This window comes from Hymenobacter monticola, from assembly GCF_022811645.1.
Lineage (GTDB): Bacteria > Bacteroidota > Bacteroidia > Cytophagales > Hymenobacteraceae > Hymenobacter > Hymenobacter monticola.
Genome location: NZ_CP094534.1, coordinates 1,699,513 through 1,722,630, shown reverse-complemented (window position 1 = coordinate 1,722,630; position 23,118 = coordinate 1,699,513). Strand labels below are relative to the sequence as shown.

Sequence of the window (23,118 nt, the reverse complement as noted above, 5' to 3'; positions counted from 1 at the left end):
GTCAACCGTAGCTATTTAGCTTCGCGGTTGCCAAACGTCTCTTCGTAGAGCTTGATGCTGTCGTTGATGATGCGGTAGGCGTCTTCCTTGCCCATGAAGCGCTCCACCACCACGTGCTTGTTGTGTTCTAGGGCCTTATAGTCCTCAAAGAAGCGCTGCATTTCGAGCAGCGTGTGGGGGGGCAAGTCCGAAATGTCGTTGTAGTGATTCACCGAAATGTCGTGGGCGGCCACGGCGATGATTTTGTCATCTTCCTCATCCTGGTCCACCATCTGCATCACGCCGATGACCTTGGCCTCCACGAGGCACATGGGCACGATATCAACCGAGCACAGCACCAGAATATCAAGCGGGTCTTTGTCGTCGCAATACGTCTGGGGGATGAAGCCGTAGGCGGCCGGGTAGTGCACGGCCGAGAAGAGCACGCGGTCGAGTTTCAGCAGGCCGCTTTCTTTGTCGAGCTCGTACTTGCCTTTGCTGCCTTTGGGGATTTCAATGATGGATTGCACGATGGTGGGCGTCTCGTCGCCGCGCGACACGTCGTGCCAGGGGTTGAAATGGGTCATATGAAGGGTAAACAACCGTCTACTTGGCGGTTGGGGTGGTCAAAATTACAAGCGGGAAAGGGAGTTTGGTTATAAAAAATGTAGCGTGGACTCTGCGAGTCCGCACGTGGGCGCAGCGAATAGGCAAGCCCAGGCCCGTTTGCTCGCTCCGCTCGCTCGCGGACTCGCAGAGTCCACGCTACAACCTACCGCCCCAGCACGTCACGCAGGGGCACACCCGAGCAGCCGCTGGGCTCCTGAATGTGCAGAAACTGCGCAATGGTGGGCGCAATGTCGGTGATGTGCACGGCGGCCGATGACGCCCCGTGCTTCACGCCCCAGCCCCAGAACAGCAGCGGCACGTGCGTATCGTAAGCACCGGCCGAGCCGTGGGTGGTGCCCTTCACCACGGGGTAGGCGTAGGCTTCGAGCCAGCCGGGGGCCAGCACGGTGAGCACATCACCCGAGCGCGGGGCGTAGAAGCCGTTCTCCTGGTACATGCCCAGGCCCTCGCTCCAGTGGGCGCGCTGCAAATCCAGGGCCGTGAGCGACTGCGTGACGCCGGGCAGTGTGAGCAGGGCGGCGGCCACGGCCGCCTGGGCCTTGCTGAGGTCGATATTCTTATTTTTCAGCAGCGGGCGGTTGAGGTACACCTGCTGGTTTTCGTAGCTGAGCACCCACTGGCCGGCGCCGTACTGGCGCGTGAGGGCGCGCTGCACTGAGTCGCGGATGACGCTGGGGCCCACGCCGCTTCCCGGCAGCCGGTGGGCGTTGTTGAAGCCCACGGCGTGGGCCGCGGCGTGGTCGGCTGTTAGGAAGACGAGGGCCTGGCCCTTCCCCACTTGCTTATCCAGCGCCGCAAACAGGCGGGCCAGTTCGCGGTCGAGGCGCAGGTAGGTGTCTTCGGCCTCGATGGAGTTGGGGCCGAACTGGTGGCCTACGTAGTCGGTGCTGCTGTAGCTCACAGCCAGGAAATCGGTGATGCCGCGCTGGCCCATCTGCTCCTGGCGCAGGGTTTCGAGGGCAAAATCGGTGGTGAGCGAGTTGCCGAAGGGCGTGCTGCGGATGAGGTCGAGGTTCTGGTTGGGCGTCTGGGGGTTCTTGGTGTCGCCTGAGTTCTTGAGGGCGGGCGCTACCGAGGCGGGCGCTCCGGCCGAAAGCACCGGCAAGTCGTGCGGAAACACGGGCTTGGTTTCGCCCTTGAAGGCGGCCTCCCAGGCCACATCGTCGGGCGAGCTTTCGGTGTAGTCGGCGATGGGCAGCAGCGTGTTCCAGGGCTTGTTCAGGTACTCGGCCGCGTGGCCCGACGCATTAAATTTCTGCACCCAATCGGGCAAAGCCGGCTGGTAGAAGGTGCTGCTGATGAAGGCGCCATTGGTGCCGTCGTACCAGTAGGCAGCGGTGGCGGCATGGCCGGCGGGCAGGATGCTGCCCCGGTCCTTCATGCTCACGCCAATGGTTTTGGCCTGGAAGTTCGTGGCCAGCCGCAGCTCGTCGGTGATAGTAGTGCTGAGCAGGTGGCGCGGCGACATCTGGCCCGCGGCTTCGGTGCCCCCAACGGCGTGCACGGTTTTATCTTCGGTCACGTAGGTGCCCTTGCCGGTTTCGCGCTCAAACCAGTTGTTGCCCACAATGCCGTGCACGGCCGGCGTGGTGCCCGTGTACACGCTGGCGTGGCCCGGACCGGTGTAGGTGGGCACGTAGTTGTAGTGGCAGCTCTCGTAGCTGAAACCCTCGCCCAGCAGGCGCCGGAAGCCGCCGGCCGGGTACTTGCTCCAGTAGCGGTAAATGTAGTCGTAGCGCATCTGGTCCACCACAATGCCCACCACCAGCTTGGGGCGCGGCACGGGTTTTTCGGGCTTGGCGGCTAGCGTTGGCAACGCCAACAAGGCCAGCAACATGGTCTTCTTCATGAAATAGCTAAAAGCAAAAGCTCGGCAAAGATACCGCCGCCCCTCCCCCATCATGCGTACGCAAGGTTACCAAACCCGTCCGGGCACCGTAGCGCGGGCTTCTAGTCCGCGAATATCTAGCTGACTGACTTGCGGCCTAAAAGCCCGCGCTACTTCCCTCCCCCTATGAAACCAGCCCTCATCTTCGACATGGACGGCGTCCTTGTCGACAACACGCCCGTGCAGGCCCGCGCCTTTCAGCTCCTCTTCCGCGACCTCGGCCTGACCACCAACGCCCGCCAGCTCCTCAAGCGCCTCAACGGCATGCCGGCCGGCGAAATTATCCAAAGCGTTTTCCGCCATCCCATTGCCGAAGAGCAGCTCGAAATCTACGCTGAGCAGCGCGAGTTCCTCTACCGCACGCTGTACTGGAGCAAGCGCCGCGCCCTGCCCGGCCTGGTCGAATTTCTAAAAGCGGCCCGGGCCGAGGGCTTCAAAATCGGCCTTGGCACCGGTTCGGGCGGTCCCACCCTCAGCTACCTGCTCGACCACCTCGACCTGCGCCAGTACTTCGACGTCATCGTTGGCAAAGACGACGTGCCCAAGGGCAAGCCCCACCCCGATACCTACACCACCACTGCCGCTAAGCTGCACGTGAAGCCCGAAAACTGCATCGTGTTTGAAGATGCCGTATTGGGCGAGCAAGCCGCCTACCGCGCTGGCATGCGCTGTGTGGCCGTGGCCACCACCCTGCCGGCCAAAGCATTCCAAGCCCCCCTCGCTGTCATCAAGGACTTCACCGAAATAAGCCCGGCTCGCTTGCTGGAGTTACTCGCGACGCAGCCCGAAGCGCCCAAGCCACAAAAGCGGCGCAACTAACCCCGCACCGGCCGAAACGAAGAAGGCCCCGGCGCTCAGCGTCGGGGCCTTCTTCGTTTCGGGTTGTGGACTACTCCACCGTGAGGCGCAGGGCCACACCACCGGCGCGCATCACGTACACGCCCGTGGCCAGGCCGGTGGGCAGGACCAGCGCGGCCGTGCCCGCCGCGTTGGCTGTGGCCGAGGTCACCGAGCGGCCCAGCGCGTCATACACCGTCACCCGCGTGCCCGGCTGCGCACCCGTGAGGGTGGCCGCGCCGTGCGTGGGGTTGGGGAAGAGAGCCAAGCCGACCGCGGTGCGCCCGCCCGCCGTGGCCAGGGGGCCAGCGGCAGCCAGCTTCAGGTAAAAGCGGCCGGTGAGGAGTGTGGCCGCCTGGGCGGCCGTCACGCCAAAGGCGTAGCCGGCGGCGGGCAGCGCGGCCAGGTCGGTGCGGGTGTTCAGCTGGGTGTCGACCAGCACGGCAGCGGTACCGGTGGGCAGGTTCGCCAGCTCGCTCACTTGCAGGACGTAGGCGCCGGCGGCGGGCACGCCCACGGCCAGCGGCACGGTGGTGCCCGGCGCGAAGGCGGGCAGCGCATCAAGGGCTAGCGGGGTGGCCCCGGCCTGGGCCGAGAGGTTCAGGCCCGTGGGGTTGGGCAGCTTCAGGGCGTCCAGCGCGGCGTCGAAGCCCGGCGTGGCGGCCGGGTCGGCGTACACGGTCAGGGCGTCGGCCGGGCCGGCGGCCCCGCGCAGGGTGAGCGTGAGGCGGGCGCGCGGGTCGTTGCCGCGCCCGAAGGCGGGCTGGGCGCCGAAAGTCGTCACCCGGTTGGCATCGGCGAAGCGCACCGTACCGGGCGTGGCCAGCGAGGTGGTGTGCACGAAGAAGCCGCTGCCGGCCGGGATAAGCGGCGATGCGTTGCCGGGGGCGCCGGCTAGGTAGGTTCGGTAGCTGCCCACGTAGGGGCCGCTGCTCTGGTACACGTACACGGCGCCGTCCACGTTCTGCAGGTTGTCGGCGGCGGCGGTGCCCACGGTCATGGTGCTCCAGTCGAGGGGGCTGGGGAAGGGGTTGCCCAGCAGGTGCCAGCCGGTGGCCGGGTCGGTGCTGGCGCGCTGCAGGTTGGCGCGGCTCACGCTGCCCGACGTGAAGGTGCCGGTGAAGTCGACCAGCGCCGCGCCGGGGGCCTGCACCGCGTAGCCGCGCCCGGCCTGCGGCACCTCGGTGCCCACGGCGGCCTACCAGCCTTTGTCAAACGTGCCGTAGTCGCTGGTGAGGCCGGCAATGCGGTCCTGGTTGTACAGGTACACCGAGGGGAAAGGCGTCACCAGGCTGGGCGTGGCCGAGCTGTTGTAGGCGGCGGCCCCGCTGAAGTCGGGCGTGTAGCCGGCGGTGGCCAGCGTAGCCAGGGTTTCGGCGCCCGCGCCGGCCTGCATGGGGCTAGCGTAGTGGCGGTAGCCGCTGGCGGCGGTGTTCGTCTCGATGTGACGCTGCAGCGTGGCCGTGTTGCCCAGCACCAGGCCGCCCAAGTTGGCCACCAGGGCCGTGCCGTTGGCGTCGCTCAGCAAGGTCAGGGCCTGGCCCGCCAGGGTGAGGTTGCCGCTGCTCAGCAGCACGCGCTGGGTGAGCTGCACGGGCTGGCTCAGCGTGACGCCGGCGGCGTTGCTCAGAGCCAGCTCGCGCACGGTGCCAGGCAGGCCCGTGCCCGTGACCTGCGCCACGGTGCCGTTGTACAGATAAATAGCATCGGCCGCAAAGCTGCGAGTGGCCGTTTGCACGGCGCCGGTGGCGCCGGTGGCCGCGATGCCCGCCGGGTCGCAGATGCCGAGCGTACCGCCGGCCGCCAGCACGAAGCTGGTGCCCGCGCCGCCGGTCAGGGGCTGGCAGTTGGTGAGTAGCGCGCCGCCGGCCTGCACCGTCACGGTACCGGTCACGGTCACGGCCCCGCCCAGGGTGCCCACGCCCGCGCCGCCCGTGGTGGGGCCGGTCACGAGGATGTCGTGGTAGGTGCCGGCGGGCACGGTTTGCGCGTTGCTGATGGTCAGGTCGGCGGGGGCCACGGTCACCACCACGGCGTTGGAGGTGTAGGTGCAGCCGGTGGCCGGGGCGGTGGCGGTAGCGGTGTAGGTGCCGGCCGTGCTCACGGTGCGGGCGGAGCCGGCGGTGTTGCCGGGTGTGAAGACGAAGGTGGCCCCGGCCAGCGGCACGTCCGCGTCGTTGAGGCGGCCGTCGGCGTTGAGGCGCAGCAGATTGTCTGGGGCCGCGGCGTTGCCGTTGTAGGAAGTGAACTGCCCCCCGACCAGCACCTTGCCGTCGGGCTGCACCGCCAACTGGGTGACAGAGCCGCCGGAGATGCCGACGCTGGCGGGGTTAGGCCCGGACCCGCCGAGGTTGAAGCTGGTGTCCAAGGTACCGTCGGCGTTGAGGCGCAACACGAAGTCCGGAGCCGCAGCATTGCCGTTGTAGGTCGTAAAGTTGCCCCCGACCAGTACCTTGCCGTCGGGCTGCAGCGCCAGTGCTATTGCTGTGCCGTTGCTGACCCCTGCGCCGCTGGGGTTGAAGCTGGTGTCCAACGTGCCGTTGGCGTTGACACGCAACACTCCGTCCGGGGCGGCGGCAATGCCATTATACGACGTAAACTGCCCGCTAATGAGCACCCTGCCATCGGGCAGCAGCAGTACTTCATCCACTATGGCATTATTGGGCCCGGTTCCCCCGGGGTTGAAGCTGGTGTCGAGGGTGCCGTTGGCATTAAGACGCAGAAACAAACGCGGGGAGGCAGCGGCATTGTAGCTAAAGAAGTTGCCGCCGATTAGCACCTTGCCGTCGGGCTGCACAGCTATTGCCGACACGGAGCCGATGCCCACCCCGGCGCCGCCGAGGTTAAAGCTGGCGTCCAACGTGCCATCGGCGTTAAGGCGGAGCAGGCCATCCGGGGCAGCGGCGTTGCCGTTATAAGCCGTGAACTGCCCGCCTACCAGCACCTTGCCATCGGCCTGCACCGCCATTACACTCACATTGCCATTGACTCCACTGCCGGCCACGTTGAAGCCGGGCATGGTGGCCGTGGCCGTGAGCGTGGCGCTGCCGCCGGCCGGCAAGGCCAGCGGGCCGGCCGGGCTCAAGCTGACGGTGACGGCCGCTGGGGCGTTCACGCGCACCACGTTGCTGTAGCCGGTGCCGTTGGCGGTGGTGGTGGCCGTGGCCTGGTAGTCGCCCGGCTGGCTCACCGTGATGCTGGGGCCGGTGGCCCCGTTGCTCCAGGTGTAGGTCAGCCCGGCCGGCGCCGTAGCCGCGTTGTTGAGGCTGCCGTCGGGGTTGAGGCGCAACACCCGGTCCGGGGCGGCGGCGTTGCCGTTGTAGTCCGTGAAGCCCCCCCCCACCAGCACCTTGCCGTCGGCCTGCACCGCCAGCGCCTGCACGATGCCGTTGGCCCCGGCCCCGCCGTTGTTGAAGCTGTTGTCGAGCAAGCCGTCGGGGTTGAGGCGCAGCACGTAGTCCGGGGCGTTGGCGTTGCCGTTGTAGGCCGTGAAGTCGCCGCCCACCAGCACCTTGCCGTCGGCCTGCACCGCCAGCGCCTGCACGAGGCCGTTGAAGCCACTGCCGGCCACGTTGAAGCCGGGCACGTTGGCCGTGGCCGTCAGGGTCTGGGTGCTGCCGGCGCACAGGGTGAGGGGGCCGGCGGGCGTCACAGTCACTACGGGGGCTTGGGCGCGGGCGGCCAGTGGCAGCAGCCCGGCCAGCAGTAGCAACGTAAGCGCGTGGCCTGTCAGGGCGTGGCGCAGGACGTGGGCCATGTAATCGAAACAGCTCGTAAAAAGACGCATACACTCGGGAAAAAGGTGAACGGCAACAACCACCCCCTTCCCCTCCAGGACGACGGCCAACAAATTCATTGAAAAGTAATAATCTGGTAAAGCTACGCCCGAAACCCACGCGGCGCTATGACATGTTTATGTCATATTGGGCTCCTCTCGGCCCGGCCCCGCTCGAAACACCAAAGTCGCCGCCCCTCCCGGCGGAGGGGCGGCGGCCATCCGGTCCCGAAACGGCCTGACCGTCACCGGCCGAGCCTATTGCACGATGCGGAATACCGGCGCGCTCCATTGCAGGGGGCCGGTGTTGTTCCAGGCGGCGCACTCCACGCCGTAGGCCGTGCCGCTGTCGAGGGCATCGATGGTGGCCTTGGCCTCGCGGGTGAGGCAGAAGCGGTAGCAGTAGCCGCCGGCCAGTTCCTCAGCGGGCGTGTCGCGCGGGAAAATGCGCCAGTCGTAGGCGTACATGTCGGCCTGGGCATCCACGGTGGCCAGCAGGGTGCGGGGGCTGGCGCCGTCGGCTAGGGCGAGGTCGCTCACAAGCAGGCTGGTTTGGCGCGGGGCGGTTTCGGATTTGGTGAGGGGGAAGTTGGCCGCTGCCCACAGGTCGGGGCGGGCAGGGGTAGCGCCGGCGGCGTAGGCACTCAGGTCCTTGAAGGCCGCCTCGGCCTGGCCTGCCCGCTGCCTCCCATGAGCCGTTATGCACGGCCTCGAAGTGCGCAGTGCCAGGCAGGGAGCCCCGGCACGGGTACCCGGCGGGCTAGCGGCCGGCGGCTTGCAAAGCGGAGCGGGCCCCTGCGTAAGCCTCTTCCATTGTTGGGTAAAGCACCGTGTGCAGGGGCGCTTCCGCTTCCTGCTCGCTTTCGCGCATGTAGCGCTGGGTGGCAAGCTGGCCAAACACGTTGTTGGCCGGCACCACGCTCACCTCGCGCAGCCCGGCGGCGTAGGCGCGAGGGTTGAACTCGTGCACCAGCCACAGCTGGGCCTCGGTGGGGATGGCGCCCATCCGGCGCACATCGGCCACCATGCCCCAGGGCCGGGCAGGCGTGGCGTGGTCTTCGATGTAGCGCAGGGCGGTTTCCTGCAGGGCAATGAACTCGGTGCGGTTGGCAAACGCCAGCCATTGAATCACTACGCCCGGCACGGTTTCGTCGACCCAAACGCGGCCGTAGGACTCAGCGAAAATTTCGGTTTCGGTCATCGGTGCGGGTGGGATTGTGGCGCAAGGAGTACAGTATCAGGCTACCGCCCGAACCGGCCGGAAGCGCGCCCGCAATGTTCAAATAAACAGAAGTACGCGTCAGGTTTAGCATTGGTTATCAGAAGGCGGCTTCAAAGCTGCTATCGGGCGAGCAGCTTATGCGAGCGGCAGCTGCCACGGCCTCAAACCTAACCCTAGCCCCCTATTCTACTTTCAGCGGGCGGACTACACGCTGGTCGCTAGTTCGCACTTGCACCCTGTACAGGCCCGGCTGCCGCCCCAGCAGCGGCACCTCGGCCGTACCGCCTTCGCCCCTCAGCAGGCTCACCGGCTGCTCAAATACCACCGCGCCCTGCGCATCCAACAGCGTGACGGTGATTCGTGTGGCCCCAGGCACAGTCGGCACCAGCACTGTGGCCCGAATGTGGGCCGGGTTGGGGTAAACACTCACGCTGTCGAGCGAAGCCAAAGCTTGGCCCCGGGCCTCAGCGCACGTCAGAGAAAGAATGGGCAAACCCAATAGCAAGCCCACGCGGGGCGACAACACAGCCATTAGCATAGCAAATCGGGAAGAATAAGGTGGAATAGCAACGCATCGTATAGTTCTTCTCTATAGGCTCCACCGTACTTCATAGCCGAAGCACAGGTTGCCACAATAACATAGAAAAGGCCCGCTTCCAACGGAAGCGGGCCTCTCAAATTGTGCATTGCTTGCAGCATTTACCCCGCCGCCAGTGCCTCGGCACCGCCCACGATTTCGAGAATCTCGGTCGTGATGGCCGCCTGACGCGTCCGGTTGTAGGTCAGCTTAAGGGCCTTAAGGAGTTCACCGGCGTTGTCGGTGGCTTTGTCCATGGCCGTCATGCGGGCGCCGTGCTCCGAAGCGTTGCTTTCCAGCACTGCCTTGTAAAGCTGTATTTTGATGGACTGCGGAATCAGCGTCTGCACGATGTCCTCCTTCGAGGGCTCGAACAGGTAGTCCACGTTCGACTCTGGCGTAGCCGTAGCGGGCGCTTCTTCCTGCACCAGCGGCAGCAGCTGCTGGGTGCGGATAATCTGCGTGGCCACGTTGCGGAACTCGTTGTATACCATCACCACCTCGTCGTACTGCCCGTCGCGGAAGCCTTGCATGGCTACCTCGGCAGCCTCGCGCACGGTTTCGAACGACAGTTTAGCGAAGACGTGGGTATAGTCGCCCACGGTCTGGCCGCGGCGGCCGTAGTAGTCGTGCGCCTTCTTGCCAATGGCCATCATCGAGATGTTGGCCGCCGGCAGGTTGGCGTAGCGCGAAGCAATGGCCGCATTCACGCCCTTAAACACGTTGGTGTTGAAGGCACCCGCCAGACCACGGTCCGAGGTGATGGCAATGACCAGCACGCGGCGCACCTCGCGGGCCACGCCGTAGTCGCTCACGATGTCGGAGTCAGCCTTGCGGGTCAGGTTGCTCAGGATGGCATTCAGGCGCTGCGCGTAGGGACGCATCCGCACGATGTTGTCCTGGGCCCGGCGTAGCTTGGCAGCCGCCACCATTTTCATGGCTTTGGTAATCTGCTGCGTGCTGGTCACCGACTGAATGCGGTTGCGGACTTCTTTTAAGCTTGCCATTTAAACTTGATATCGGTTGTTGGTTGTCAGTCATCAGAAGGCCGTCAGTAATTAGCAGGAGCTAACAACTGACAACCCATTACTGACAACTTACTTGGCCGCGTAGTTCGCCGAAACGTCCTTGGCTACCTCGCGGATGGCCTTGGTGCCAGCGTCCTCCAGCTTGCCGGCTTTCAGGGCCTTCAGCACGTCGGGGTAACGCGAGTTCATCGTCTGGCCGAACTCCTTCTCGAACTCACGCACGCGGTTCACGGGCACGTTGTCGAGGAGACCGTTGGTGGCGGCGTAGATGATGGCCACCTGGTCCTCCACCTTCACAGGCGAGTACTGGGGCTGCTTCAGAATTTCGAGGTTGCGACGGCCGCGCTCGATGGTGAGCTTGGTCGAGGCGTCGAGGTCGGAGCCGAATTTGGCAAAGGCTTCCAGCTCGCGGAACTGGGCCTGGTCGAGCTTCAGCGTACCTGCCACTTTCTTCATCGACTTAATCTGCGCGTTACCACCCACGCGCGATACCGAGATACCTACGTTAATGGCCGGGCGAACACCCGAGTTGAACAGGTTGGTCTCGAGGAAAATCTGGCCGTCCGTAATCGAAATCACGTTGGTCGGGATGTAAGCCGATACGTCACCAGCCTGCGTCTCAATCAGGGGTAGAGCCGTCAGCGAACCGCCGCCTTTCACCAGGTGCTTGATGCTGTCGGGCAGGTCATTCATGTCGCGGGCGATTTCGTCCGAGGCATTGATTTTAGCGGCACGCTCCAACAGGCGGCTGTGCAGGTAGAATACGTCGCCGGGATAAGCCTCACGTCCGGGAGGACGACGGAGCAGCAGCGACACCTCGCGGTAAGCCACAGCCTGCTTCGACAAGTCGTCATACACCACGAGAGCCGGACGGCCCGTGTCGCGGAAGTACTCGCCGATAGCAGCCCCGGTGAAGGGAGCGTAGAACTGCAGCGGAGCCGGGTCCGAAGCCGAAGCCGACACCACCACCGTATAGTCCATGGCACCGCCCTTGGTCAGAGCGTTTACCACCTGGGCCACGGTCGAGGCCTTCTGGCCCACGGCCACGTAAATGCAGAACACCGGGTTGCCAGCTTCGAAGAACTCGCGCTGGTTGATGATAGTGTCGATGGCCACAGCCGACTTGCCGGTCTGGCGGTCACCGATAATCAGTTCGCGCTGGCCCCGGCCAATCGGAATCATGGCGTCAATCGACTTGATGCCGGTTTGCATGGGCTCCGTCACGGGCTGACGGTAGATTACACCGGGGGCTTTGCGCTCCAGCGGCATGTCGTATACCTGGCCGGCGATGGGGCCGCGGCCGTCGATGGGCTGGCCCAGCGTGTTCACCACGCGGCCCACAATGCCCTCACCCACCTTGATGGAGGCGATTTTGTTGGTGCGCTTCACCGTGGCGCCTTCCCGGATTTCCGAGTAGTCGCCGAGCATTACGGCACCCACGTTGTCTTCTTCCAGGTTGAGCACGAGGCCTTGCAGGCCGTTCTCGAATTCAATCAGTTCGCCGGCCTGGGCTTTGCTCAGACCGTAGATGCGGGCCACGCCGTCGCCGACCTGCAACACGGTGCCGACTTCTTCCAGCTCGGCTTCCGACTTGAAATTGGACAGTTGCTGCCGCAGGATTGCGGAGACTTCATCCGGACGTACTTCTGCCATTGTATGGGGAATTAAGTAGTAGTTAGTAGTAAGTAGCTAGTAGCAAGTAGTTGGTATCCAGAGGAAAGCGTAGCGCAAGCTAACTACTTATTACCTGATACTTAATACTTAAAACCCTACAGTTTGCTTTGATATGAATTTTCTTGCAGCGAAGTGCGCATCCGGCGGAGGCTGGTGCGCACAGAATCGTCAATCTGATTGTCGCCCACCCGCAGCACGAAGCCGCCGATGAGTTCGGGGTCCACCTTCTCGGTGAGTTGCACGTCGGTGAGGCCGGTTTGCTGGGTCACCAGCTTGCGGATTTCCAGACGGGCAACGGCCGTGAGCGGCGCGGCCGACGTCACTTCCGCCGACTGGATACCCTGCATGGCGTTGTACTGCGCCAGGAACTCGGGTCCGATGCCTTCGATGGCCGACTCGCGGTTTTTCTCGGTGAGGATGGTGAAGAAGCGCAGCGTCATGTCCGACACCTTGCCGCCGAAGATGGCGTTCAGGATGGCCAGCTTCTTGTCGTGCTTCACAATCGGGTTGCGCAGCAGCAAGCGCAGCTCGCGGCTTTCGGCCATGGTCTTGCTCAGCAGGTCCATGTCGTCTTTCACTGCGCTCAGGGTGCCCATCTCCTTGCCCAAGTCGAGGAGCGACTTGGCGTAGCGGGCCGCTACTCGTTGGTCAGCCATAATGGTTTGGTTGTCAGTTGTTGGTTGTTAGTTGTCAGGCCGGTTATCAGCCATTAGCTCAAACTAATAACCGACAACGAACAACAAGCAACTAGTTAAGCTTAACGTCTTTCAGGTAAGAATCGACCAGCTGCGTTTGAGCGGCGGGGTCGGTCAGTTCGCGGCGCAAGATGCGCTCGGCAATGTCGAGCGACAGCTTGGCGGCGGTGTTTTTTACTTCGGCCAGGGCTGCGTTTTTCTCCGTCTGGATGGCTTCGCGGGCTTGCTGGATGATGGTGTTGGCTTCGGCGGTGGCGCGGGCCTTTTCGGCTTCGCGGTGCTGGTTGGCCATTTGGGTGGCTTCCTGCATCATGCGGTCGCGCTCGAGGCGGGCGTCGCTCAGCAACTTTTCGTTGCCGGCTTTCAGCTGCTGCATTTCAAGCTTGGCCTGGTCGGCCATGCGCAGGGCACCTTCGATGCTGTCTTCGCGCTCTTTGAGGGCGAGCAGAATCGGCTTCCAGGCAAACTTCGCCAGCAGGAACAGTACCAGCAGGAAGATAACCAGTTGCCAGAAAATCAGGCCGAGTTCGGGGGATAAGAAAGCTGGCATAATGAGTATTGGAATGGGAAGCTGGCCTGTGAAAACCGGCCTCAACAATTACTGATAGTAGGAGCAGGTAAGCCCGCCGCGCCACCTGCATGTGCAGCAGCGGGCGGCGGGCTTCCTTACTACTTCCGAGCCCTCGCAGGCCCGGCCGACTGCCTTAAACGAGCTTGGTCCAGATGAGCACGCAGACTACGACTGCGAACAGGCCCAGGCCTTCAATCAGAGCGGCGGCGATAATCATAGCCGTCTGGATTTTGCCCGAAGCTTCCGGCTGACGGCCGATAGCATCCATGGCGCTGCCGCCGATGCGGCCAATGCCCAGGCCTACGCCCAGAGCCACCAGACCTGCACCGATACCGGCACCCATTACAGCCAAACCAGGACCGTAGTTAGCAGCCATAGCGGCCACTTGCAACAACAAAGAGAGCAACATAAAAAATGGAAAAAGGGGAAAAGAAAAAGTTCGTCAGTCCCGCAGCGGGGGGGGGGGATTGCCACGGTCTGGCCGAAACAGCCAGTTGGCGGGCGGCGGGCGCCCGACCGATTAAGTCAGATTAGTGGTGGGCGGCGTGCAGGGGCGTGCCGTCCTCGTTGTAGCCGATTTGCAGGTCGGCGTCGTGGTGCTCTTCTACTGCGCCACCGATGTACATCGAGGTGAGCAGCGTGAAGATGAAGGCCTGCAGCAAGGCCACCAGCAGTTCAAGCACGTTGATGAACAGGCCGAAAGCCAAGGTCACCGGTGCTACGGCCCACGATTTGAAGATAAACACCAGGCTGATGAAGCTCAGCACCACGATGTGGCCCGCCGTGATGTTGGCGAACAGACGAATCATGAGCGAGAAGGGCTTGGTGAAGATGCCAATTACTTCTACGATAATCATGATGGGCAACAAGGGCTTGGGCACGCCGGGGGTGGCGAAGATGTGGGCCCAGTAGTACTTGTTGCTCGAAGCCAGCGTGATAATCAGGGTGAGCACGGCCAGCACCATGGTCACGGCGATGTTGCCGCTCAGGTTGGCCGCGCCGGGCGTGAGGCCCAGCAGGTTGTTGAACCAGATGAAGAAAAACACCGTGAGCAGGTACGGCATGTAGCGCTCGTACTTCGGGCCGATGTTTTTCTTGGCTACTTCGTCGCGGATGAAGACGATGATGGGCTCGAAGAACGACTGGATGCCTTTGGGGGCGCGGCCGTGGTTCTTCTTATAGCCGCTGGCTACCAGAGTAAACACCACGAGCATCAGCACGGCGCTGCCGATGAGTGCGGCAATGTTCTTGGTAATAGAGAAGTCGTAGACTTTGCTGCCATCGGTGCTCACGAGGTGTTCGTGCTCCAGCTTCAGACCATCGTATTCTTTGGCGGCACCTTCGGCTTCGCTGTTCGAAATCTTCTCAGAGGAGAACACCGAAACGCCTTTATTGGGGCGGTAGGCGATGATGGGTAGGTAGGTGGTGAAATTGCCGTTGTCGGTAGCCAGCCAGTGCCACTCGTGCGAATCGCCGATGTGGTGCAAAATCATTTCGCCGGGATTGAAGCCTTCGGCCTTGGCGCCCTCGCTGGCGGGCTCGTTAGCAAAAACGGACAGGGAAACGAAACAAAGAAGAATCGACAGTAAACGCTTCATCCAAAGTTAATTAATGACAAATTTCAGGCTAACGCATTATCATTGCGTGACTTGCTTTTCTGAAATCGGCCGCAAGTTACTCAAAGTAGCCCAGATTTCAAACCCGGCCCACGAAAAGTACAGGATGAAGAAGGCTCCGAGGAAGGTCCAAACCCCTCTTGGTTCGCGGGCAATTCCGCCCGCTAGCAGCCACGTCACGAGGCCCAGCGAGACCAACAAACGCACCGTCATGCCAATGAGGTAGCCCATGGCTAAGCTGTTCGGGTCGCGGGCTACAAGGCGTGCGGTGAGGCTATAGGCGAAGTAAGTGAGCGCCGCCATCACCACAAAAAGGAGTCCCGTGCGCGGGTGCACCACGGCCGTCCCGTACACGCGGTGCAGCACGTAGATGGGCAGGCCCAGCGCGGCGGCGAAGACAAGGAACTGACGCAGGAATCGGGACATGGATTGATTATAGACGCTAATAGAACGTCATGCCGAGCGCAGCCAAGGCAGCTCGCCCTAACGTGGGGCCTCACCCCCAGCCCCTCTCCCACAGGAGAGGGGAGCCAGTCGATGCATGATGGTGATTTTGTATTCGCAGATTTATAGCGACTCTTTGGTCAAACTGCGGATGACCTGGAACACGGCCGCGAACACGCCCAGCAGGAGTAACACGATAGTGAGCCAGGGCCCGGTATTGAATTTGCCATCGAGCCAGTAGCCGAGCCAGGCGCTGCCGCCGATGATGGCCAGCATTTGGAAAGCGAGGCCGGAGTATTTCATCACGGCCTGCAGGCGGCTGTTGCCGGCGGGCTGGGGGTCTGATGGCGTGGGCATGGGCGGGAATGGAAAGGCGGTGAACAAAGTTACGGCGCAGGCCGGGCCGCGTTTGCCCGCGGAAAAACGTAATTTTACCCGTGCGGCTTCGTTAACGTGCGGAGTTATCGAACATTTCCGGGAGCTTTACGCGTTTTGGCGGCTCTGGCTCGTCCCTTCCACTGCTTTGATTTTGACACATAATTCGCTGACATACCGCTGGGCGGCGCTTTTGGTCTTCCTGATTGGGGTGACCGTGGCGGGCTGCGCGTCGGATAAAAACCTGGTGGCCCACGCCTTCAACAACGTGGCGGCGCGGGACAACGCCTATTTTCTGGCCCGCCAGAAGCTGTTGCTCACCGAGGACAAGCTCTACGCCGGTCGCATCAACGACTACAACCAGACGCTGCCGCTGTTCCCCAGCCTCGACAGTGGCACGGTGCGCGCCAGCCGGGCCGACTTGAACGATGTTATCAAGAAAGCCTCAATGCCCATTCAGAACCGGCCGGGTTCGGACTGGACCGACGATGCCTACATCGTGGTGGGCTGGGCCCGCTTCTATCAGATGCAGTTTGATGACGCGGCGCTGACGTTTAAGTATGTCAACTCGACCAGCAAGGATGCCAACGCCAAGCACGAGGCCCTGATTGGGCTGATGCGCACTTTCGTGGCGCAGGGCGAGATGGAAAGCGCCAAGGCGGTGTCGGATTTGCTCGATAAGGAGCAGGGCTTGCCGCAGGATGCCCGCCAACTGTTCCTGACGCGGGCCGACTATTACATCCGCACCGAGGAGCCGGCCAAGGCCATTCCGCAGTTGGAGAAAGCCATTCCGCTAATTGAATTCAAGAACGAACAGTCGCGCACGCGCTATATCCTGGCGCAGCTCTACCAGGAGCAGGGCGAGAACAAGAAGGCCTACGACCAGCTCGACCAGATTTTGAGCCGGAACCCGCCTTATGAGCTGGATTTTCAGGCCAAGCTGCTGCTGGCGCAGGTTTCGGACCTGAGTGCGCAGGACCGGGAGCGGCTGAATAAGAACTTTGCGGGCCTGCTGAAAGACCCCAAGAACAAAGACTACCGCGACAAGATTTATTACGAGATGGCGCGGCTCAACTACCGCGAAAAGAACTACCCCGAGGCGCTGAAGCTGCTGCGGCAGTCCATTGCGGCGACGACCACCAACAAGACCCAGAAAAGCTACACCTACCTGCTGGCGGGCCGCATTTACTACGAGAACCTGCAGAAGTATCGGCTGGCCGCGGCTTACTACGACAGCACGGTGCAAAACCTGAACAAGGAAGCCAAGACCTACGCCGCCATCAAGGAGCGCAGCGACATTCTGCGGGATTTTGCCAAGCAATACACCATCATCGAAACGCAGGACAGCCTGCAGGCTTTGGCCAAGCTCTCGCCCGAGGCGCTGGGCCAGCAGCTGAATCAGTACGCTGATGCTGAAATCACAGAAAAAAGGAAGGAGGAAGCCCGCCTTGCCGCCAAACAGAAGGCCGACGCCAAAGCAGCCGAATTCGCCAGCCGCCAGCAAAGCGGTAGTAGCGGCATTGGTTCCGGCCTGGCGCCGAGCAGTATTCCGGGCGCACCTGGCGCTACTGCAGCGGACCCGATGTCATTCGACCCCACAGCGGTGGCCGGAGGGGCAAAGTGGTATTTCGACAACCCGGCGGCGCTGGGCACAGCACGGGCCGAGTTTGTGCGGAAGTGGCAGGGCCGCCAGCTGCAGGACAACTGGCGCACCGTGAGCCAGGCCAGCAGCTCGCCCAACAACGTGGCCAACGGCGGCGTGCCGCTGCCCATGACCGGCAACTCAACCACGGCCGTGAACAGCGCCCAGGCCGATTCGGCCACCAAAGCCGCCGCGGCCGACCCCAACGCAGAGAAGAATGCGCTGGTAGCCAAGTACCGCAGCGCGCTGCCCACCACGCCGGCCCAGTTGCAGGCATCTGACAAGCAAATTGAAGCGGCCATGTACGAACTGGGCGGCATTTATAAGGAACTGCTGAAAGAGCGGGAGAAAGGCTTTGAAACCTACGAAAAGCAGGTGACCCGCTATACTCGCGGCGAGCACGCGCCGGATGCCTACTATCTGCTTTACCTCTATTATAAAGACAAGCCCGACGCGGCCAAGACGGCGCAGTACGCGGCGGCGCTGCAAAAGGAATTCCCCACGTCCATCTACGCCAAGCTGATTGCCGACCCGCTGTACCGCGAGCACGAGCTGGCCTTGCACAATGCAGTGGCCAGCCGCGTTGATTCTGCTTTCACATACTACAAAAACCAGCAGTTTGCCAAGGCAAACACCGTGCTGGCCCGCACCGAGAAGCTATACCCCAAGAGCGACCTGAGCGACCGGGTGGCTTATCTGAAGACGCTGCTGGTGGTGCGCACCCAGGCCCCGCTTACGGCGCGCTCATCGGTGGAGAAGTTTTACAAGGATTACCCCGATAGTCCGCTTGTTCCCCAAGCCCGGGCGCTGGCCGAAGCTTACAAAAAGCAAGGCAGCGGCCAGTTGGCCGGGGCATTGGCTTCGACAGAAAAGCCGGTGGTGTCGCTGTTCCGCCCCGGTGAAGTGGACAACCGAATGCGCATTTTCTTCGGTGAAAATGAGACGCCCGCTAAGGCCCTGAATCCTAGCGGAGCCGCGCCGGAAGCGCCTAAGACGCTTGAGCCCGCGACGCCGAAGCCGGACCTCAAGCCTGCCGTTACGGCCCCCAGCGGTTCGGCCGGCCCCGCGCCAGTAGCCAGCCCTGATAAGACTGCGCCGGCTAAGGCGGCTGATAAAGACCTTGTAGAAAAAGCAGAAGCTGAAAAAGCCACTTCCCCGAAGTCGCCAATCGCAAAGACCCGCAACGGCAAAGCAACTCCCGTCACGAAGGCAGCGGCTACCTCAGCCGCTGCTCCCACGCCAACCCCGCCCGCTACGTCTACTCCTGCGCCGGTTCCTGCCGCCTCGGGCGCTGCTCCGGCCACTGCTACCACCCCGGCGCCCGCCGACGCCCCTGCCGCTCCCGCTACGGCCTACACCACCCAGCTCAGCGGCGCGCACGCGGTGGTACTGGTGTTCCCAAAAGCCACGCCGCCAGCAGCCGACTTAGCGACGCAGCTGGGTGCCTATAACGGCCGCTTTTTCAAGGCTAACAACCTGACGGTGGAAACGCCCGCCCTCGGCGCCGACCAAATGCTGGTAGTGGTGCGGACCTTGCCCGGCGCCAAAGTGGCCCAGAGCTACGCCACCAAGCTGCGCGGGCCGCAGTCGCCGCTGGGCCGCCTGCGCGGCCAGGGGTACCAAACGTTGGTTATCAGCCTAGAGAATTTGGCGCTGCTTCAAGCCTCGGGCGACCTGGCCGGATACCAAACCTTCTTCCAGCGCGTGTACAAATAACCCGGCGAGGTCAGTTGTTGCGCGTGCATGGGTGACCAATGCCCCTGAACCGTATAAAGCCTCCGCCCACCATCGGAGGCTTTATTTTTGCCTGCTTATTCCCGTTTTGTTTCTTATGCCCACTTCCCCTCCTACCCGCCGCGCCAAGCCCCAGCCGCTGAAACCCGCGCGCCCCGGCCGCTTCACGGCCTTCATCCGGACCATGTGGGTGCTGTTTGGCGCGGGCGTGGTGGGCCTGGGCCTGTTTGTGCTGGCCGTGAGCGGCAACTTCCTGAACCTGTTCGGACGCATGCCCAACCTGAAAACGCTGGAAAACCCGCGCTCCGAGCTGGCTTCCGAGATTTACTCGGCTGATGGGGTGCTGCTGGGCAAATACTTCCGCGAAAACCGCACGCCCGTTGAGTTCAAAGACTTGCCGCAGAACCTGATTGACGCCCTCATTGCCACGGAGGACGTGCGCTTTGAGCAGCACTCGGGCATTGATGCCAAGAGCGTGTTGCGGGCCGTGACCGGCGTGCTCACCTTCTCGCACAATGGCGGCGGCTCCACGCTCACCCAGCAGGTGGCCAAGGTGCTGTTCAAAACCCGGCAGGACCTGAATGATGGCGCCCTCAATGGCAGTGGCAAAATCGGAATGCTCATCACCAAAACCAAGGAGTGGATTCTGGCCATCCGGCTGGAGCGCAACTACACCAAGCGCGAAATCATCCGCATGTACCTCAACACGGTGGAGTACGGCTCGAACTCTTTCGGCATCAACACGGCAGCCAAGACCTTCTTCAACAAGTCGCCCAAAAACCTGACCACGCCCGAGGCCGCCACGCTGGTGGGCATCGTGAACGCGCCCGGCCGCTTTAGCCCCGTGGTGCACCCCGACCGTTCGCGCAAGCGCCGCAACTGGGTGCTGCGCCAGATGGCCAAGTCGCACTACATCACCGACGCCGAACTGGCGCAGGATACGGCCAAGGCCATTGTGCTGCACTACTCCGTGGAAAATCCCAGCAAGGGCCTGGCCCCCTATTTCCGGGCCGAGGTGGTGAAGTCGCTCATTGCCTGGGCCAAGGAAACCGACCACGACCTCTACGCCGACGGCCTGAAAATCTACACCACCATCGACTCGCGGATGCAGGAGTACGCCGAGAAGTCCTTGGCCGAGCACCTGGCCCTGCAGCAGAAGTGGTTTAGTGCGCAATGGAAAGGCCAGCTGCCCTGGCGCGACGAGAACGGCAAGGTCATCCCCGACTTTCTCAACATTGCCATGCGCCGCACCCAGCGCTACAAGTCGCTGATGAACCAGTTTGAGGGCAACCGCGACTCGGTGAACTACTACCTGCGCAAGAAGTACAAGATGCCGGTATTCACCTGGCAGGGCGAGAAAGAAATGTTGATGTCGCCGCTCGACTCGCTGGCGTACTACAAGCGCTACCTGCGCGCCGGCTTCATGGCCATGAACCCGCTCAACGGCCAGGTGAAAGCCTGGGTGGGTGGCCCCAATTACAAGTTTTTCAAGTTTGACCACGTGCGGCAGGGCAAGCGCCAGCCCGGCTCCACGTTCAAACCCATCGTATACACAGCCGCCATCGAGCAAGGCTATTCGCCCTGCTTCCCCCGCCCCGATGTGGCCACCACCTTCCCCGCCGTGGCGGGCCGCGCACCCTACACGCCCAAAAACTTCGAGGGAAACTTCTCGGGTCGCACGTTCACGCTACGGCAGGCCCTGGCCCGCTCCATGAACTCCATCACGGCTTGGCTGGTGATGAAGCTAGGCCCCGAAACCATTGCTGAATACGCCAAAAAGCTGGGCATTACCTCGCCGGTCGATGCGGTGCCATCGATGGGTTTTGGCACTTCCGATTGTAGCATTTACGAGTTGTGCGGGGTGTACGCCACCTTCGTAAACAAGGGCGTCTGGACCTCGCCCATCATGGTGACGCGCATTGAGGACAAGAACGGCAACGTACTGCGTGAATTCGTGCCTCAGACCAAGGAGGTACTCAACGAAGAAACCGCCTACATCATGACCAACATGCTGCAGGCCAGCACTACCGAGCCCGGCGGCACCAGCACCATCCTGCATACGGGCTTCAAGTTCCCGTTTGAAATCGGGGCCAAAACCGGCACCACCTCCAACTATTCCGACGCCTGGTTCATGGGCATCACCCCGGACCTGGTGTGCGGCATGTGGGTGGGCGGCGAAGACCGCAGCATTCACTTCCGCAGCGGCGCCTATGGCCAGGGCGCCCGCGCGGCCCTGCCGCTTTACGGTCTCTTCATGCAGAAAGTGTACAAGGACAAGAACATTGGCTTGAACACGCAGCCCTTCCCCAAACCTGCCGCCCCGCTCAGCATTGAGATTGATTGCTCGAAGTACTACGGCGGCCAGCGCGATACCATTCCCTACGACCAAAAGATGCAAGCACCCGATGCTTCAGATTTGGATGATAAGGACATCTAGAACAACCCTTGCCGAGCACGCGAAAAGCTCCTAACGGATTTCTGCACCTTGCTCGAAACATTCACAATTTTGATATGGCTGGCGACTTTCGTCAGCCATATTTCGTTATAATTAATTCGATTACCTCTGCCCTCCCTATGGCCGCCAAACCTGAACTGCAAGCCCAAATCAATGCCCTGCCCCACAAGCCCGGCGTGTATAAGTACTTTGACGACGAGGGCATCATCTACGTGGGCAAGGCCATTGACCTGCGTAAGCGCGTGAGCAGCTACTTCACCAAGCAAGACCACAACAAGAAAACGCAGCAGCTGGTCCGCAACATCAAGCGGCTGGAGTTTACCATTGTGGATTCGGAATCCGATGCGTTTTTGCTTGAAAACAATCTCATCAAGCAGCACCAGCCCAAATACAACATCCTGCTCAAAGACGGTAAAACCTACCCCTACCTCTGCCTCACCAACGAGCGGTTCCCGCGCCTTATTCCCACGCGTAACAAGATTAACGACGGCTCGCGCTACTACGGTCCCTACGCCAACGGCACTGCCCTGAACGTGCTACTGGAGCTCATCCGGGCCCTGTACCCGTTGCGCACCTGCAACTACAACCTCACGCCCGAAAACGTGGCCGCCGGCAAGTTCAAGCCCTGCCTGGAGCTGCAAATCGGCAATTGCAACGCCCCCTGTGTGGCCAAAGAAGATGAGGCCATCTACAACGGCTATATCCAGCAAATCCGTCAGATTCTCAACGGCGACCTGCGCATTCCCAAGCAGTACTTCAAGGAGCGCATGACCGCCGCGGCGCAGGAAATGCAGTACGAGTTGGCGCACGCCTTCAAAGTCAAGCTCGACAAGCTCGAAGCTTTCCAGGCCAAGTCTACCATCGTGAACGCGTCGCTCACCAACATCGACGTTTTTGCCATTGCCAGCAACGAAAAGTCGGGTTTTATCACCTATCTCAAAGTGATGAACGGCAGCATCATCCTTACCCAGTCGCTCGAAGTCACGAAAAAGCTGGACGAGGAAGATGCCGAAATCCTGGCCCCGCTTGTCATGCAGATGCGCCAGGAGTTCGAAAGCGAGTCGAAGGAAATCCTGACCAACGTGCCTGTCGCGCTGCCTTTGCCCGGCATCACGCTCACGGTACCGCAAATCGGCGATAAGCGCAAGCTACTCGACCTGGCCCTGAAAAACGTGCTTTACGCCCGCAAGGAGAAGGAAAGCATGAACGAGCGCAGCAAGGACGTAAACGAAGTGCGCATCATGGAAACCATCAAAAAGGACCTGCGCCTCACCGAGCTACCCAAGCATATCGAGTGCTTCGACAACTCCAACTTTCAGGGCGACAACCCAGTGGCTGCCATGGTCTGCTTTCGCAACGCCAAACCCAGCAAAAAGGACTACCGCCACTACCACATTAAAACCGTCATTGGCCCAAACGACTTCGACAGCATGTACGAAGTCGTCACCCGCCGCTACCGCCGTCTAGTGGACGAAGGCGCCAGTCTCCCGCAGTTGGTCATCGTCGACGGCGGGAAAGGCCAGCTCAGCATGGCCGTCAAGGCCCTGAAAGACCTCAACCTCTGGGGTCAGATTCCGGTCATTGGCATAGCCAAGCGCCTCGAAGAAATCTACGTTCCCAACGACCCACTCCCCCTCTACATCGACAAGAAAAGCGAATCACTGCGCCTTTTCCAGCGCATGCGCGACGAAGTGCACCGCTTCGGCATCACCTTCCACCGCTCCCGCCGCGACGCCGCGACGCTCAAAACCGAGCTAACCGACGTTAAAGGCCTTGGCCCCATCACCGCCGAGAAACTTCTTAACAAATTCAAGTCCGTTAAGAAAATCCGGGAGCTCTCCGATGCCGAGCTAATTGCTGAAGTCGGCAAAGCCAAAGCCAAAGTCCTGCAGAACTACTTTGCCGAAAACGAAGCTCCATCCCACCCCGTGCCGCCCCAGCAGCTTCCAGCCAGCAACTAATACCCATCAAACAAA

At 61.9% G+C, this 23,118-nt stretch carries 19 protein-coding genes; 4 read left to right on the top strand and 15 right to left on the bottom strand.

The genetic code is table 11. The annotated features are described in order from the left end of the window. Window positions 1–11 precede the first annotated feature (11 nt). Window positions 12–566 (bottom strand): inorganic diphosphatase, encoded by a 555-nt coding sequence (locus MTP16_RS07265; protein WP_243517408.1) that lies wholly within the window; start codon window positions 564–566, stop codon window positions 12–14. Between the two features lie 185 nt (window positions 567–751). Further along, on the bottom strand, window positions 752–2,458 hold the full coding sequence (gene pafA / locus MTP16_RS07260; protein ID WP_243517406.1) for an alkaline phosphatase PafA: 1,707 nt from the start codon (window positions 2,456–2,458) through the stop codon (window positions 752–754). Window positions 2,459–2,623: 165 nt separating this feature from the next. Between pafA and MTP16_RS07255 the strand changes: the two genes are divergently transcribed. After that, a complete protein-coding gene (locus MTP16_RS07255) occupies window positions 2,624–3,316 on the top strand; it encodes an HAD family hydrolase (RefSeq protein WP_243517404.1) in 693 nt (230 codons plus the stop codon). Window positions 3,317–3,386: 70 nt separating this feature from the next. Here MTP16_RS07255 and MTP16_RS07250 read toward each other — a convergent pair whose 3' ends face one another. The 13 genes from MTP16_RS07250 to MTP16_RS07190 all read right to left on the bottom strand — a co-directional run bounded on the left by MTP16_RS07250 (window position 3,387) and on the right by MTP16_RS07190 (window position 15,293). Then, complete coding sequence (locus MTP16_RS07250; RefSeq protein WP_243517402.1) at window positions 3,387–4,526, bottom strand: T9SS type A sorting domain-containing protein; 1,140 nt, start codon at window positions 4,524–4,526, stop codon at window positions 3,387–3,389. A gap of 6 nt (window positions 4,527–4,532) precedes the next feature. Further along, window positions 4,533–7,121: a beta strand repeat-containing protein gene (locus tag MTP16_RS25870; protein ID WP_262922664.1), complete on the bottom strand. Its 2,589-nt coding sequence runs from the start codon at window positions 7,119–7,121 to the stop codon at window positions 4,533–4,535. Window positions 7,122–7,367: 246 nt separating this feature from the next. Further along, the gene (locus MTP16_RS07240; RefSeq protein ID WP_243517399.1) at window positions 7,368–7,649 is read right to left on the bottom strand and encodes a hypothetical protein; all 282 of its coding nucleotides are present in this window, start codon (window positions 7,647–7,649) and stop codon (window positions 7,368–7,370) included. Between the two features lie 220 nt (window positions 7,650–7,869). Then, window positions 7,870–8,310, bottom strand: coding sequence for a hypothetical protein (locus MTP16_RS07235; RefSeq protein WP_243517397.1), 441 nt, complete (start codon window positions 8,308–8,310; stop codon window positions 7,870–7,872). Window positions 8,311–8,512: 202 nt separating this feature from the next. Next, on the bottom strand, window positions 8,513–8,869 hold the full coding sequence (locus tag MTP16_RS07230; protein ID WP_243517395.1) for a T9SS type A sorting domain-containing protein: 357 nt from the start codon (window positions 8,867–8,869) through the stop codon (window positions 8,513–8,515). A gap of 161 nt (window positions 8,870–9,030) precedes the next feature. Further along, entirely contained in the window at window positions 9,031–9,915 is an 885-nt protein-coding gene (atpG, locus tag MTP16_RS07225; RefSeq protein ID WP_243517392.1) for an ATP synthase F1 subunit gamma, read from the bottom strand. 90 nt (window positions 9,916–10,005) lie between these two features. Next, window positions 10,006–11,589 carry a F0F1 ATP synthase subunit alpha gene (gene atpA, locus MTP16_RS07220; RefSeq protein WP_243517389.1) on the bottom strand — a complete coding sequence of 528 codons (1,584 nt, stop codon included), beginning with the start codon at window positions 11,587–11,589 and terminating at the stop codon, window positions 10,006–10,008. A gap of 116 nt (window positions 11,590–11,705) precedes the next feature. Next, complete coding sequence (gene atpH, locus MTP16_RS07215; RefSeq protein ID WP_243517387.1) at window positions 11,706–12,266, bottom strand: ATP synthase F1 subunit delta; 561 nt, start codon at window positions 12,264–12,266, stop codon at window positions 11,706–11,708. 91 nt (window positions 12,267–12,357) lie between these two features. After that, window positions 12,358–12,855 (bottom strand): F0F1 ATP synthase subunit B, encoded by a 498-nt coding sequence (locus MTP16_RS07210; RefSeq protein WP_243517385.1) that lies wholly within the window; start codon window positions 12,853–12,855, stop codon window positions 12,358–12,360. A 154-nt stretch (window positions 12,856–13,009) separates the two neighbouring features. Then, complete coding sequence (gene atpE, locus MTP16_RS07205) at window positions 13,010–13,285, bottom strand: ATP synthase F0 subunit C (RefSeq protein WP_196287135.1); 276 nt, start codon at window positions 13,283–13,285, stop codon at window positions 13,010–13,012. 121 nt (window positions 13,286–13,406) lie between these two features. Next, on the bottom strand, window positions 13,407–14,474 hold the full coding sequence (gene atpB, locus MTP16_RS07200; RefSeq protein WP_243517382.1) for a F0F1 ATP synthase subunit A: 1,068 nt from the start codon (window positions 14,472–14,474) through the stop codon (window positions 13,407–13,409). Between the two features lie 39 nt (window positions 14,475–14,513). Further along, entirely contained in the window at window positions 14,514–14,918 is a 405-nt protein-coding gene (locus MTP16_RS07195) for a hypothetical protein (protein ID WP_243517379.1), read from the bottom strand. Window positions 14,919–15,059: 141 nt separating this feature from the next. Beyond that, the gene (locus MTP16_RS07190; RefSeq protein WP_243517374.1) at window positions 15,060–15,293 is read right to left on the bottom strand and encodes an AtpZ/AtpI family protein; all 234 of its coding nucleotides are present in this window, start codon (window positions 15,291–15,293) and stop codon (window positions 15,060–15,062) included. Window positions 15,294–15,465: 172 nt separating this feature from the next. On the opposite strand from MTP16_RS07190, the gene porW reads away from it, so the two are divergent. From porW to uvrC, 3 genes are all read left to right on the top strand, one after another. Continuing rightward, the gene (porW, locus tag MTP16_RS07185) at window positions 15,466–18,669 is read left to right on the top strand and encodes a type IX secretion system periplasmic lipoprotein PorW/SprE (RefSeq protein ID WP_243517371.1); all 3,204 of its coding nucleotides are present in this window, start codon (window positions 15,466–15,468) and stop codon (window positions 18,667–18,669) included. 115 nt (window positions 18,670–18,784) lie between these two features. After that, the gene (locus tag MTP16_RS07180; RefSeq protein WP_243517368.1) at window positions 18,785–21,124 is read left to right on the top strand and encodes a penicillin-binding protein 1A; all 2,340 of its coding nucleotides are present in this window, start codon (window positions 18,785–18,787) and stop codon (window positions 21,122–21,124) included. 137 nt (window positions 21,125–21,261) lie between these two features. Further along, window positions 21,262–23,103, top strand: coding sequence for an excinuclease ABC subunit UvrC (gene uvrC, locus MTP16_RS07175; RefSeq protein ID WP_243517356.1), 1,842 nt, complete (start codon window positions 21,262–21,264; stop codon window positions 23,101–23,103). Window positions 23,104–23,118: the final 15 nt, after the last annotated feature.

What these genes read in the sequence shown, in the direction of transcription:
- MTP16_RS07265 (WP_243517408.1), bottom strand. Translation starts at nt 566, where the DNA reads ATGACCCATTTCAACCCCTGGCACGACGTGTCGCGCGGCGACGAGACG.
- pafA (WP_243517406.1), bottom strand. Translation starts at nt 2,458, where the DNA reads ATGAAGAAGACCATGTTGCTGGCCTTGTTGGCGTTGCCAACGCTAGCC.
- MTP16_RS07255 (WP_243517404.1), top strand. Translation starts at nt 2,624, where the DNA reads ATGAAACCAGCCCTCATCTTCGACATGGACGGCGTCCTTGTCGACAAC.
- MTP16_RS25870 (WP_262922664.1), bottom strand. Translation starts at nt 7,121, where the DNA reads ATGCGTCTTTTTACGAGCTGTTTCGATTACATGGCCCACGTCCTGCGC.
- MTP16_RS07235 (WP_243517397.1), bottom strand. Translation starts at nt 8,310, where the DNA reads ATGACCGAAACCGAAATTTTCGCTGAGTCCTACGGCCGCGTTTGGGTC.
- MTP16_RS07230 (WP_243517395.1), bottom strand. Translation starts at nt 8,869, where the DNA reads ATGCTAATGGCTGTGTTGTCGCCCCGCGTGGGCTTGCTATTGGGTTTG.
- atpG (WP_243517392.1), bottom strand. Translation starts at nt 9,915, where the DNA reads ATGGCAAGCTTAAAAGAAGTCCGCAACCGCATTCAGTCGGTGACCAGC.
- atpA (WP_243517389.1), bottom strand. Translation starts at nt 11,589, where the DNA reads ATGGCAGAAGTACGTCCGGATGAAGTCTCCGCAATCCTGCGGCAGCAA.
- atpH (WP_243517387.1), bottom strand. Translation starts at nt 12,266, where the DNA reads ATGGCTGACCAACGAGTAGCGGCCCGCTACGCCAAGTCGCTCCTCGAC.
- MTP16_RS07210 (WP_243517385.1), bottom strand. Translation starts at nt 12,855, where the DNA reads ATGCCAGCTTTCTTATCCCCCGAACTCGGCCTGATTTTCTGGCAACTG.
- atpE (WP_196287135.1), bottom strand. Translation starts at nt 13,285, where the DNA reads ATGTTGCTCTCTTTGTTGTTGCAAGTGGCCGCTATGGCTGCTAACTAC.
- atpB (WP_243517382.1), bottom strand. Translation starts at nt 14,474, where the DNA reads ATGAAGCGTTTACTGTCGATTCTTCTTTGTTTCGTTTCCCTGTCCGTT.
- MTP16_RS07195 (WP_243517379.1), bottom strand. Translation starts at nt 14,918, where the DNA reads ATGTCCCGATTCCTGCGTCAGTTCCTTGTCTTCGCCGCCGCGCTGGGC.
- MTP16_RS07190 (WP_243517374.1), bottom strand. Translation starts at nt 15,293, where the DNA reads ATGCCCACGCCATCAGACCCCCAGCCCGCCGGCAACAGCCGCCTGCAG.
- MTP16_RS07180 (WP_243517368.1), top strand. Translation starts at nt 18,785, where the DNA reads ATGCCCACTTCCCCTCCTACCCGCCGCGCCAAGCCCCAGCCGCTGAAA.
- uvrC (WP_243517356.1), top strand. Translation starts at nt 21,262, where the DNA reads ATGGCCGCCAAACCTGAACTGCAAGCCCAAATCAATGCCCTGCCCCAC.